This window comes from Pseudomonas sp. P4_C4, from assembly GCF_056402055.1.
In genome coordinates this window covers 1-12,046 of the sequence record NZ_JBFUID010000016.1, presented here as the reverse complement: position 1 = coordinate 12,046, position 12,046 = coordinate 1, and the positions used below count along the sequence as shown (strand labels likewise).

Below are 12,046 nucleotides of genomic sequence, written 5' to 3'. Positions count from 1 at the left end.
TCTGCTCAGTAATGGTATCTGCACATCACGACGCGTATTTCGCCGTCTTCAACGGCGTAGACCAGACGATGTTCGGCCGTAATCCGGCGTGACCAGAATCCGCTCAAGTTATGCTTGAGCGGTTCGGGTTTTCCCAGACCGTCGAAAGGCTCACGCTGAATAGCTTTGATCAACAGATTGATACGTTTGAGCCCTGCCTTATCGTTCTGCTGGAACCAGAGATAATCGTCCCAGGCTTCAGGAGTGAACTCGATATTCATTCTTCAATCAGTTGCCTGGTATTGGTTTGGCCCGCTCGCAGGTTGGCGATGGACTTGATCAGGCGTTCGGCATTGGCTGGGGAGCGCAGCAGGTAGGCCGTCTCTTCGAGAGCGTTGTATTCGGCCAATGACATCATCACCACCGGCTCGCCTTTCTGACGCGTTACCAGTAGCGGGGCGCGATCTTCATTCACCCGGTCCATGGTTTGCGCCAGGTGTGCCCTAGCGTTGGTGTAGTTGATGGTTTCCATGTGATTGTCCTCGCTTGATGCAGAGAACGTACAGAAATGAGTACATGTTGGCAAGGCGATACCTACGAGTGGTTGTTACGTGGAAAGTGCATCCACGCTTGTATCGAGTATCGCCGAATGTTCCTCAGGACGTTTCCGTGACTGATGTAATCCCATTCTGAGCTACACGCCATCCATCAGGATTGTCCGACCGCAGCTGCGAAAATTTACGAGTGATGAACCATCGCCGCGATCTCCTTCCGATCCCGCAGACGGATTTTCGCACCGCAAAACTCCTCGAACAGTCGTTGATGCGCCGCAAACCCACTTGACCCCAGCCGCAGGCGATAACTGCCCGCCCACTCCAGCAAGGCGATCAGCAACAGGTCCTGCTCATCGCGCCCGGCCTCGCGTTGTCGAATGTTGGCCACGCAATCCTCGTCCCCGACGCTCAGCCATATCAGCGCAGTCGCCCTTGGCAGGATTTCGCTGGCGATCCAGCCATACACGCCTTCGATCACCCAGCGCTCTTGTTCGGCCGCAATCCGCGCCATGGCCAATGCTTCGGTTCGGGGGCGGGCGATGCTGTGTTCGTCGGACAGCCAGTGAATCCGGTCGAGATCGGTCCAGGGCACATGCAGTTGCTCGGCCAGCCGCTGCGCCAGCCAGCTCTTGCCGGAACCGGAGTTGCCGATGATCAGGGTGCGGGTGAGGTCCATGAGCGACTCCGATCAATTGTGGGTACGAACCTGCTCGCGAAAGCGGTGCTTCAGTCAGCATTGATGTTGGATGTGCTGGTCTTACCGCGGGCAAGCCTACAGGTACACCAGAATCCGCCGGCCTGCGCACCTTGAGATTCATCGGTAACTTGCCGTGCTTCACTGCTCATCCTTTCTGTAAGCCCTTTTACAGTGTCAGTTTTTAGACATCGCTGTGATGTGGATGGTTGTGGTGAGGGCGATCAGGTTGGCTCAGTTGTGAGTTGGGCTTACCTTTACTGCTGGGCTCAGGAAGTCTATGTGATAGCCAGAGGAACCGTCCCCAATTGCTATATGAACGCCATTAATCCCTTCGTTTAATTGAGAGTTGATTTTGTAGTCAATGCTATTTGCGATTGTGTCGTTTACTCCAATAGCAAACTCAGTCAGCTTGAGGCCTCTAGGCCCTTCTGCAATTCAATAACCGTGTTGCACTAAGTTCCTGCAACCGCCGTTGATGTGAATTTTTTTCAGAATTAATGATGCTCGTTAGGTGTCTTGTAAGAAGCTCTTGGTTATTTGTGTAAGCAGTGGCTGTAGTCCTCTTCTGAAAATTTAGTGTTTCACCGAATTTGGTTGTGGTGGACGATCTGAAATCGTTAGGTTGGTCTATGGGGGTCTTTTTACGGGGGGTCTACATTCAATTGTTAATAAGGGGTTGTGTAGTGCAGGAATCAAAGAAATATCTGACAGATACGTCCGTACACCAAGCCTTGTTACTGGCTGATCTAACAGAGCCCGCTGCACCCGATCACGCCATTCGATTATTACTCAAGGAGGTCCTTCAAGGGTTAACGGATAAAGGCTGGCCACAAGCGCAAGTGCAGACGGGGCCGAGAATTGTTTCCGCTGAAGAAAACTACGGATTGCTTGGTTATGACCCATCTGAGATTACGCTTGGAAGTGCACACACTCGATGGGTTGACGAGTGGTCTCTGTTACGGACGCAAACCACTAGCCAAATTCCCTCTGCGCTTCAGCGAGCGGCCAAGCTACGACAACCGGGGCAGTCAATATTATTGGCCGCGCCTGGTATCACTTTTCGTCGCGATAGCCGGGATCGTTGGCATTGTGCGCAGCCGCATCAGATGGATATCTGGGTGCTCGGTGATCCTGAATTGTCGACGCATGAGCATTTGCTTTGCCTGGTCGGCGATATCCTCAAATCCGCCGTGCCTGATATGCCTTGGATCTACAGTGATAGTCCGCATCACTACACTGAGGGCGGGATCGAAGTAAATCTGTTGAATGACGGCGTCCCTGTAGAGGTTCTGGAGTGCGGTCGAATTGCCAAATCATTATTGGAGCGACTGAAGATCGATCCTTTGCGTCATGGAGGACTGGCGCTGGGAATGGGATTGGATCGCTTGACCATGCTGCGCAAAGGCATTCCGGATATTCGTTTGCTGCGTGATCAGAACGTACGAGTACAGGCACAGATGCATGATCTGAATCCGTGGAGCGCTGTCTCTCGGTTGCCTTCGATTACTCGTGATATTTCGTTAGCGGTAACGCCGGGGCTGAGCGAGGAAGTGTTGACTGAAAGGATGTTGCAGGCAGCTGGCGATTGTTCAGATTGGATCGAGGAAATGCAGATCAAAGGGCGCTGGACGTTCACAGAACTGCCTCTGCAGGCCATTGATCGCCTCGGATTGCTGCCGGGGCAGGAGAATGTGCTACTACGTGTTGTACTGCGTGATTGTTCGCGATCAATCACCACTGCTGAGGCGAATGCCTTGTATTCGAAAATTCAGGTGGCACTCCATGAAGGTGCACCGGGGGCGGGTTACAGGATGGATTCCCCCAATATTTAACTGGCCTCTTCGCGAGCAGGCCCACAGGATCTGGAAAGAGTACATGCCAGAAATCCAGTGTGTGCGAGCCTGCTCGCCGCACCGTCGCTCCCACAGTTTTTTGTGGTGTCTTCTTTACCTCAATCATCTCCTTCCGGCGCAATCATCCGGGTCTTCGGCGAGCCGTTCGAGTTGTGCTGATAGATGGTCTGCGGCTGCCCCAGGTCATTAAAGAACACCTGCCCGATCCCCGCCGAGTTCCAAAGCCGCTCACCCGCTTCAGCATGCTCAGGAACATGCGGCACGATGCGCATGCGTCGCCGCTTGGTCAGCCAGTTCAGCGGTGAGCGTGGTGAGTACAGCCAACGATTGAGGCGGTCGAACCACTCGAGCAGGGTGGCGGGGAAATCGTTCTTGATGCCGCTGCTGGTGATCTGCCAGATGCGCGGCCCGGCCTTGCGATGGCGGATCAGCACTTCGTAGACGAAGGAATAGTGCACATCCCCCGACAGCACCACGTAGTTACCCGGTGTGCGCGAGTGGCGGAAAATGTTCAGGATCACCTGCGCCGCACCGCGATGGGCCATCCAGTTTTCCGCGTCCACCAGCAGTGGATAACCGCACCAGCTGAATACCCGCTGCACGGTTTCAATCAGCTTGACGCCGAAGATCGGCGCCGGCGAAACGATGATCGCACTCGGGTGGTCCAGCAGTTCCTGTTGCAGTTCGCTCAGGGCTTCCCAGTCGAGCAAACCGGAAGGCTGCTTGAGGTTCATTTCGCTGCGCCAGCGCCGGGTGCGGGTGTCGATCACCACCACGGCCGGGGTGGTGGGCAGCACGTAATGCCAGTGTTGAAACTTCAGCAGATCATCGATCAAGTCATCCTGAACGGTGCTGTCGAGGTGATCGTGTGTGCTGGCGCTCAACGCGCCGGCCTTTTCCAGCAGGGCACCGAACGCATCCGGATTGTTGCCCCAGCCCTGGCACAACATGTACGCCAGCAGCGCGTTGCCGATGATGCGCCGGGAGAACGGATGGCCGTAGGCCGTTTCCTCCCATTGCGCGCTAAGGTTCCAGTCATCGGTGACGTCGTGGTCATCGAAAATCATCAGCGTCGGCAGATGCGCCATGGCCCGTGCGACGTTGCCAAGGCCTGCCTTGAAGGCATCGATGCGCGTCTGTTCAAGGGCGTAGCGCTTGAGCCTTTCCGGCGAGAGCGTCGGTGTCTGGGGCGTGATCAGGGTCCAGGGCGTTGGCGACCAGACCAGCAAATACATGGCCATGACTTCGGCGAAGGTCACCAAGTGATTGTCGGCACTGCTGCTGGTGAAAATCGGCTTGCGCGCACCGCCGAAAAAACGCTCGCGCAGGGTTTCATTGCTTTGCAGCGCCGGCAGCAGATCGGCACGGTGGTAGTAACTGGCCGGATGCTCGTAGAGCCTGGCGCTGTCGCTGACCACGGCGCCTTCGAGCTGTTCCCCGAACAGGCCCAGACGCTCGATCAAGGCGTGAATCGCCCGCAACATCGGCCCCGCCACATCGTCGGCGTAGACCTGATCGCCCGTCATCATCAGCAGTGCCGGGCGATCCTTGGCGTCGTGCTTTTGCGCCAGCAACCGGTCGACGCAGAGCAAACCGTCAACGGCCGGGTGATGAGGCTTGCGGCAAGAGCCGTGCAGCAACTGGTCGACCCGTGCGCGCAGAACGAAGTTCGGGCATCGGGCATCGCCGTACAGCAAATGCGGCGCCCAGTCGGCGATGCCTTTCTCTGTGCCATCGATCAGCAGGTCATAGTCGATCGACTCGTCCCAGGGCAGGGCGCAATCGAGTTGCACATCGATCAAGTGCACATAGGCATGAGCCCCCACTGCAATCACCGTGCATTGCCCGGCATCGAGACGGATATCGCCGACGCCCTGTAAGCGCAAGGTCAGCGCCAGTGCCCGGGAAGCCACCAGCCACAGCGCCAGCCGTGTGGGCTCAAGGCGCCGCAACAGCGGGCCGGCCAGGACCGGTGGCAGGGCTTGGTGATCGTCGGGCAGTGGCAGCGTGTCGGACATCCGTCTTCGAGACTCTTGGGACGTGGCGGGCGATGATAGCGCAGGTGGCAGCGGGGCCGGCTAGGGTGATCCCGTTTCTGCCTGTCACCAAATGAAAAGCCATTGTCGTCTGATGAGAAGCGTCCCGACAGGCCTCGTCCTACAGTCCAATCAACGCAATTCGATGCAACACGCCCATATTGCAGATTGGAGAATAAGAAAAATGGCTAAAGCCGTACGCTTCTACGAAACCGGTGGTCCCGAAGTCCTGCGTTATGAGGACGTCGAAGTCGGCGAACCCGGTCCCGGCCAGGTTCGGCTTCGTCATGTGGCAGTTGGCCTGAACTATGCCGACACCTATTTCCGTAACGGTACCTATGCGATTCCACTGCCCAACGGCATGGGCGTCGAGGCCTCTGGCGTAGTCCAGGCCGTTGGTGAAGGGGTCACCAATGTCGAGGTCGGTGATCGCGTCACCTACACCGGTTTCCTCAACACCCTCGGTGCCTACAGCACCGAGCGCCTGATCCCGGCTGCGCCGCTGATCAAGCTGCCGGAAACCATCAGCTTCGAGACCGCCGCCGCGATGACCATGCGTGGCCTGACGTCTTCGTATCTGATGCGCCGCATCTACGACTTCAAGCCGGGCGACAGCATTCTGCTGCATGCCGCCGCTGGCGGTGTCGGTCTGATCGTTTCGCAGTGGGCCAAATTGCTGGGCTTGAACGTGATCGGCACGGTGTCGACCGAGCAAAAGGCGGAAATCGCCCGGGCTCACGGTTGCGACCATACGATCAATTACAGCCATGAAGACGTCGCCGCTCGCGTTCGCGAATTGACCGACGGCGTGGGCGTCAACGTGGTGTTCGACAGCGTCGGCAAGAACACCTTCATGGGTTCGCTGGATTCGTTGAAACCCCGTGGCCTGATGGTCTGCGTGGGTACTGCGTCCGGCCCGATCCCGGCGTTCGACCCGGTGATGCTGGCGATGAAAGGCTCGCTGTTCCTGACCCGTCCGGCCCTGGCCAACTACATCAGCGACCCTGCGGAAAAAGCCGCCCTGGCTGGCGAACTGTTCGACCATGTCGGCAGCGGCCGGATCAAGATCGAGATCAACCAGCACTACGCGTTGCAGGACGCCGTGCAGGCTCATCGCGACCTTGAATCGCGCAAGACTACCGGCTCTTCGATTTTCGTCGTTTAAGGAGCGGCCAGCCATGAAAGTCGAACAATTGACCTGCTCCATCGGCGCCGAACTGATCGGCGTCAACCTGGCCGACGCAGTCCATGACGACGGCCTGTTTGCCGAGATCCGTGCCCAGTTACTCAAGCACCGCGTGGTGTTCCTGCGCGATCAGGACATCACCCGCTCCGAGCACGTGGCCTTCGCCCGACGCTTCGGCGAGCTGGAGGATCATCCGGTGGCCGGTAGCGATCCGGAGCATCCGGGTCTGGTACAGATCTACAAGAAACCGGACCAGCCGGCGGACCGCTACGAAAACGCCTGGCACAGCGACGCCACCTGGCGCGAGGCGCCGCCGATGGGCTGCGTGCTGCGCTGCGTGGAGTGCCCGCCAGTGGGCGGCGACACCATGTGGGCCAACATGGTCGAGGCTTACGCGCGTTTGCCGGAAGACGTGAAGGTCAAGATCGCCGACCTGCGCGCTCGCCATAGCATCGAAGCGAGTTTCGGTGCGGCGATGCCGATCGAAAAGCGTCTGGCGCTCAAAGCGATGTACCCGGACGCCGAACACCCGGTGGTGCGCACCCATCCGGAAACCGGCGAGAAGGTGCTGTTCGTCAACGCCTTCACCACCCACATCAGCAACTACCACACCCCTGAGCGGGTGCGCTTCGGCCAGGACGCCAACCCCGGCGCAAGCGAGTTGCTGCGCTACCTGATCAGCCAGGCGTACATCCCCGAGTATCAGGTGCGCTGGCGCTGGAAGCCCAACAGCATCGCCATCTGGGACAACCGCAGTACCCAGCATTACGCCGTCATGGATTACCCGCCGTGCCATCGCAAGATGGATCGCGCCGGGATCATCGGCGACAAGACGTTCTGATCGAACGCCACTTGCATCCGCACTCAAAGCATTCGCACTCGTAAACACGTCTGCCCGGCACGACCCCGGGTGGGCGGGACAATCATAAGAACTGGAGTAGACCATGCAATTCTTCGACGATTCCCTGCACCCGGAAAACATGGAAAAGGTAGTCATCACCGTGGCCCCGTACGGCCCTGAATGGATGCCTGAAGACTTCCCGGAAGACATCCCGCTGACCATGGATGAGCAAGTCCAGAAAGCGGTCGATTGCTATGAAGCCGGCGCCACCGTGCTGCACCTGCATGTGCGCGAACTGGACGGCAAGGGTTCCAAGCGTCTGTCGAAGTTCAACGAGTTGATCGCCGGTGTGCGTGAAGCCGTGCCAGACATGATCATCCAGGTCGGTGGCTCGATTTCCTTCGCTCCGGAAAGCGACGGTGAAGCGGCCAAGTGGCTGTCCGACGACACTCGCCACATGCTGGCCGAGCTGACGCCGAAACCGGATCAGGTCACGGTCGCGATCAACACCACCCAGATGAACATCATGGAGCTGCTGTATCCGGAATACCTGGAAGGCACCTCCCTGGCCAACCCGATGATCCAGGCGGCCTACAGCGAGATGACCGTACCGGCTGGCCCGGCCTGGGTTGCCGAGCACCTCAAGCGCCTGATGGACAACGGCATCCAGCCACACTTCCAGCTGACCGGCATGCATGCCTTGGAAACCCTCGAGCGTCTGGTGCGCAGGGGCGTCTACAAAGGTCCGTTGAACCTGACCTGGATCGGCATCGGCGGCGGTTTCGATGGTCCGAATCCGTTCAACTTCTTCAACTTCCTCCACCGCGCGCCGGACGGTTCTACTGTGACCTCCGAATCGCTGCTCAAGAACGTCATGCCATTCAACACCATGTCGATGGCCATGGGCATGCACCCGCGTGTGGGCAATGAAGACACTATCATTGATCACAAGGGCGATCGTTTCGGCTCGGTTGCACAGATCCGGCAAACCGTGCGCATTGCCCATGAACTGGGCCGTGAAATCGCCACCGGCAAAGAAGCCCGCGAGATCTACCGCATCGGCGTGCAGTACGAAACCATCGAAGAAACCCTGTTGGCCAACGGCATGGCCCCCAACCGCAAGGCTGGGCAGAAAGGCGTGCCGCAACGCGGCTGACCGAGGGTCGGGACGAGAGGCCGTGACCTCTCGTCCGCCTGACCGTTACACGCTTGATAACAAAAATAAAACAAAGCTCTTGAGGAGGCTGCATGGCCTTTCACCCAATCGCCGCTGACGATGACGACTCCGGCGGAGTCGGCGTTGCGCGCCAATATGCCTGGATCGTCTTTGCCTTGACGTTCGGCCTGTTGATTTCCGATTACATGTCGCGTCAGGTGCTGAACGCGGTATTCCCGCTGCTCAAGACTGAGTGGGCGTTGAGCGACGGTCAGCTCGGTCTGCTCAGTGGCATCGTTGCCCTGATGGTCGGCCTGCTGACGTTTCCCCTGTCGTTGATGGCGGACCGTTTCGGCCGGGTCAAGAGCCTGGCGCTGATGGCTTTTCTGTGGAGCGTGGCGACCCTGGGTTGCGCGTTGGCTCAGGACTACCAGCAGATGTTCATTGCGCGATTCATGGTCGGCGTCGGCGAAGCCGCCTACGGCAGCGTGGGCATCGCCGTGGTGATCTCGGTGTTCCCCAAACACATGCGCGCCACCCTGGCCAGCGCCTTCATGGCTGGCGGCATGTTCGGTTCGGTGTTGGGCATGGCTTTGGGCGGTGCGATTGCCGCCAAGCTGGGCTGGCGCTGGTCGTTCGCCGGCATGTCGCTGTTTGGCCTGTTTCTGGCGGTGCTTTACCCGCTCATCGTCAAGGAGGCGCGCATTGCGCCACAACGTGCCGCGCAGATTGCGAACAAGACGGCCGCCGCGGTCAAGCGTCCGCTGCGCACGCTGTGGTCCAGCCGTTCGGTGGTAGCGACCTACGTCGCCAGCGGCTTGCAGTTGTTCGTCGGCGGTACGGTGATGGTGTGGATTCCCAGCTACCTCAATCGCTACTACGACATGCCCACCGACAAGGCCGGTGGCATGGCGGCGATCATCGTGTTGTGCAGCGGCGCGGGGATGATCCTGTGCGGCATGCTTAGCGACCGCCTGTGTCGGAACTCGCCGGAGCGCAAGGTCAGCCTGGCCATTGGTTTTTGCCTGGGCAGTTGCCTGCTGCTGTCGGCAGCGTTCGCATTGTCGGCAGGGCCTGTGCAACTGGCGCTGATCTGTCTGGGCATGGCGATTGCCACCGGCACCACCGGCCCCGCCGGTGCGATGGTTGCCAACCTGACCCATTACTCCGTCCACGGTACGGCGTTCGCCACGCTGACCCTGGCCAATAACCTGCTGGGGCTGGCACCGGGGCCGTTCCTGACTGGCCGTGTGTCCGACCTCATCGGCCTGCATGCCGCTTTCCAATTAGTGCCACTGGTCAGCCTCGCGGCGGCAGCGGTGTTCTTCTATGCCAAGTGTCATTACCAAAAAGATATCGCCCGGCTTGAGGGTCAGAGCGTGCCTGAGCCCTTCAGTGCAGCCGGGATAGAGGTGAAGTTGTGAGTCGTCGTTTACGTATTGATGTGTTTTTCGATTTTATCTGCCCCTGGTGCCTGATCGGCAAACGCCAACTGGAGCATGCGCAGGTGCAGTTTCGCAGTCGCCACCCGGATGTGCAGATCACCACGGTGTGGCACGGGGTGCAGTTGCTGCCGCAGCTGCCGGTACAAGGTGAACCCTTCGCCGATTTCTATCGCAAGCGCCTGGGCGATGCGGACGCAGTGGCCATGCGTCAGGCCCAGATCCGGCAGGCTGCGGCGGCAGTCGGGTTGGCTATCGATTTCAGCCGCATCGCGACCATGCCCAACACCGCAGACGCTCATCGTTTGTTCGAGCGTGTCGGTGCGCTGGGCAATGCTGTCCAGAGTGACGTCTTGCTTGAGCGCCTGTTCGCGGCATATTTCCAGAAGGGCGAAGATCTCGGTTGCCGTGAGATCTTGCTCGCCATTGCCCGCTCCTGCGGCATTGAAGTGGGGGCCGTGGCCGATTGCCTGAATGGCGACGCCTCTCCATTTGAAGGCTTTTCCGGAGCGAGCAGTGGCGTACCGGGTTTTCAGTTCGACCGCCGCATGACGGTGGTCGGCGCACAGCCTGCCGAGACATTGCTGGCAGCCATGAGCCAGGCACTGAAAGAAAGTGATCGCGAGCGGCAACCGACATGACCCGGCGCATTCCCGTACCAGCCGGCAAACACCCACAGGCCGGTGGCCGGGCGCTGTTCGAATTCGAAGACAAAAGCCTGGCGTTATTCAACGTCGACGGGCAGCTGTTTGCCATCGACGACAGCTGCCCGCATCAGGGCGCCTCGCTGTGTGGCGGGCGCCTTGAGGGCCGGGTGATTCAATGCTGCGCCCATGGCCTGCGCTTCGATTTGCGCAGCGGCTACATGCTCAATTCCACCCAGGTCAAAGTCACCAACTACCCGGTCGAGAGCATCGACGGCCAGGCGTTTATCGTCATCGCATCCGAGGAGTCCGCGTCATGAGCGCCATTGCTCTCACCCGTATCCACAGTCGCACGCGCGAACTGGCACCAGGGTTTATCGTCAGTCTGATCGTGGCGGCCGCCGCGTCGTTCCTGTCCGAGCACTACGGTGCGCCGGTCATGCTGTTTGCCTTGCTGCTGGGCATGGCCCTGAACTTTCTCGCCGATGACGGCCCGTGCAAGGCCGGCATCGAGTTCACCGCGCGCACGGTGTTGCGCATTGGCGTGGCGCTGCTGGGCATGCGCATCACCCTGGAGCAAATGGCGGCGCTGGGCTGGAAGCCGATAGCCCTGGTGGTGATTCTGGTGGTGGTGACCATCAGTGTTTCGGTGGTTGCGGCCAAGGCCCTGGGTTTCCAGCGCCTGTTCGGCATGCTCACCGGCGGCGCGACGGCCATCTGCGGCGCCTCGGCGGCACTGGCGCTGGCGGCGGCGCTGCCAAACCATCCGCAGAAAGAGCGGGCGACACTGTTCACCGTCATCGGCGTGTCGGCGCTGTCGACTCTGGCGATGATCGTCTACCCGATGATCGCCAACTGGCTGGAGTTGTCGCCGCAAGTCGCGGGCGTATTCCTCGGCGCCACGATCCACGACGTGGCCCAAGTGGTTGGCGCCGGCTACAGCATGTCGACCGAGACCGGCGACACGGCCACGGTGGTCAAGCTGATGCGCGTTGCCATGCTGCTGCCGGTGATCGTCACCGCCGCGATGATCACCCGCATGCAGGGCGCTGACCCGACCGGCAAGCGCCCGCCGCTGTTGCCGTGGTTCGCCGTCGGCTTTCTGATTCTGGCCTGCATCAACAGCACCGGCTGGATAGCGCCTGCGGTGCAGGGATCGGTCAACGAACTGTCGCGTTGGTGCCTGGTGATTTCCATCAGTGCCCTGGGCATGAAGACCCGGCTCAAGGAGCTGGCGGCGGTCGGGATCAAGCCGATTCTGCTGATGGTCGGGGAGACGGTGTTCCTGGTCGTGCTGGTGCTGTTGTTGCTGCGCTGGGGCTTCTAATCGTCAGGTTGATACAAAACCTGTGGGAGCGAGCTTGCTCCGGGCGGCGTTCCGACGATAGCGGTTTCACATTCAACACTCATGGCGGCTGACACACCGCCATCGCGAGCAAGCTCGCTCCCACAGGGATAGTGTTCCAACTTCGCGCATTCTGGGCATGAAGACCCGGCTCAAGGAGCTGGCGGCGGTCGGGATCAAGCCGATTCTGCTGATGGTCGGGGAGACGGTGTTCCTGGTCGTGCTGGTGCTGTTGTTGCTGCGCTGGGGCTTCTAATCGTCAGGTTGATACAAAACCTGTGGGAGCGAGCTTGCTCCGGGCGGCGTTCCGACG

General features: G+C 59.7%; 12 protein-coding genes and 2 pseudogenes. 9 read left to right on the top strand and 5 right to left on the bottom strand.

Going from position 1 to position 12,046, the window contains the following annotated elements; translation table 11 throughout:
- Nucleotides 1–5 precede the first annotated feature (5 nt).
- The 4 genes and pseudogenes from AC1DXW_RS10785 to AC1DXW_RS10770 all read right to left on the bottom strand — a co-directional run.
- On the bottom strand, nucleotides 6–260 hold the full coding sequence (locus AC1DXW_RS10785) for a Txe/YoeB family addiction module toxin (RefSeq protein ID WP_015093589.1): 255 nt from the start codon (nucleotides 258–260) through the stop codon (nucleotides 6–8).
- Nucleotides 257–511, bottom strand: coding sequence for a type II toxin-antitoxin system prevent-host-death family antitoxin (locus tag AC1DXW_RS10780; protein ID WP_477753538.1), 255 nt, complete (start codon nucleotides 509–511; stop codon nucleotides 257–259). The genes AC1DXW_RS10785 and AC1DXW_RS10780 overlap by 4 nt, the downstream gene beginning before the upstream one ends.
- A 206-nt stretch (nucleotides 512–717) precedes the next feature.
- A complete protein-coding gene (locus AC1DXW_RS10775; RefSeq protein ID WP_477753537.1) occupies nucleotides 718–1,209 on the bottom strand; it encodes a P-loop NTPase family protein in 492 nt (163 codons plus the stop codon).
- Nucleotides 1,210–1,461: 252 nt separating this feature from the next.
- Nucleotides 1,462–1,665: pseudogene (locus AC1DXW_RS10770) on the bottom strand (CgnE/CgnB domain-containing protein); the annotation flags it as partial.
- Nucleotides 1,666–1,913: 248 nt separating this feature from the next.
- On the opposite strand from AC1DXW_RS10770, the gene srmL reads away from it, so the two are divergent.
- On the top strand, nucleotides 1,914–3,062 hold the full coding sequence (gene srmL / locus AC1DXW_RS10765) for a PheS-related mystery ligase SrmL (RefSeq protein WP_477753536.1): 1,149 nt from the start codon (nucleotides 1,914–1,916) through the stop codon (nucleotides 3,060–3,062).
- A 119-nt stretch (nucleotides 3,063–3,181) separates the two neighbouring features.
- On the opposite strand, the gene AC1DXW_RS10760 is transcribed toward srmL, so the two are convergent.
- Complete coding sequence (locus tag AC1DXW_RS10760) at nucleotides 3,182–5,101, bottom strand: alkaline phosphatase D family protein (RefSeq protein ID WP_477753535.1); 1,920 nt, start codon at nucleotides 5,099–5,101, stop codon at nucleotides 3,182–3,184.
- Between the two features lie 202 nt (nucleotides 5,102–5,303).
- Here AC1DXW_RS10760 and AC1DXW_RS10755 point away from each other — a divergent pair, with 202 nt between their 5' ends.
- The 8 genes and pseudogenes from AC1DXW_RS10755 to AC1DXW_RS10720 all read left to right on the top strand — a co-directional run.
- Entirely contained in the window at nucleotides 5,304–6,284 is a 981-nt protein-coding gene (locus tag AC1DXW_RS10755; protein ID WP_218429410.1) for a quinone oxidoreductase family protein, read from the top strand.
- Nucleotides 6,285–6,297: 13 nt separating this feature from the next.
- Nucleotides 6,298–7,146, top strand: a complete 849-nt coding sequence (locus AC1DXW_RS10750) for a TauD/TfdA dioxygenase family protein (protein WP_477753534.1) — start codon at nucleotides 6,298–6,300, stop codon at nucleotides 7,144–7,146.
- A 103-nt stretch (nucleotides 7,147–7,249) separates the two neighbouring features.
- Nucleotides 7,250–8,302: a beta-keto acid cleavage family enzyme gene (locus AC1DXW_RS10745; RefSeq protein WP_477753533.1), complete on the top strand. Its 1,053-nt coding sequence runs from the start codon at nucleotides 7,250–7,252 to the stop codon at nucleotides 8,300–8,302.
- Between the two features lie 92 nt (nucleotides 8,303–8,394).
- Nucleotides 8,395–9,726 (top strand): MFS transporter, encoded by a 1,332-nt coding sequence (locus AC1DXW_RS10740; protein ID WP_477753532.1) that lies wholly within the window; start codon nucleotides 8,395–8,397, stop codon nucleotides 9,724–9,726.
- Nucleotides 9,723–10,385 (top strand): DsbA family oxidoreductase, encoded by a 663-nt coding sequence (locus AC1DXW_RS10735; protein WP_477753531.1) that lies wholly within the window; start codon nucleotides 9,723–9,725, stop codon nucleotides 10,383–10,385. The genes AC1DXW_RS10740 and AC1DXW_RS10735 overlap by 4 nt, the downstream gene beginning before the upstream one ends.
- Nucleotides 10,382–10,708, top strand: a complete 327-nt coding sequence (locus AC1DXW_RS10730; protein WP_477753530.1) for a Rieske (2Fe-2S) protein — start codon at nucleotides 10,382–10,384, stop codon at nucleotides 10,706–10,708. Before AC1DXW_RS10735 ends, AC1DXW_RS10730 begins: the two co-directional genes overlap by 4 nt.
- On the top strand, nucleotides 10,705–11,715 hold the full coding sequence (locus tag AC1DXW_RS10725; RefSeq protein WP_477760000.1) for a YeiH family protein: 1,011 nt from the start codon (nucleotides 10,705–10,707) through the stop codon (nucleotides 11,713–11,715). Before AC1DXW_RS10730 ends, AC1DXW_RS10725 begins: the two co-directional genes overlap by 4 nt.
- Before the next feature lie 151 nt (nucleotides 11,716–11,866).
- Nucleotides 11,867–11,989, top strand: a pseudogene (locus AC1DXW_RS10720) (putative sulfate exporter family transporter); the annotation flags it as partial.
- Between the last annotated feature and the right edge of the window lie 57 nt (nucleotides 11,990–12,046).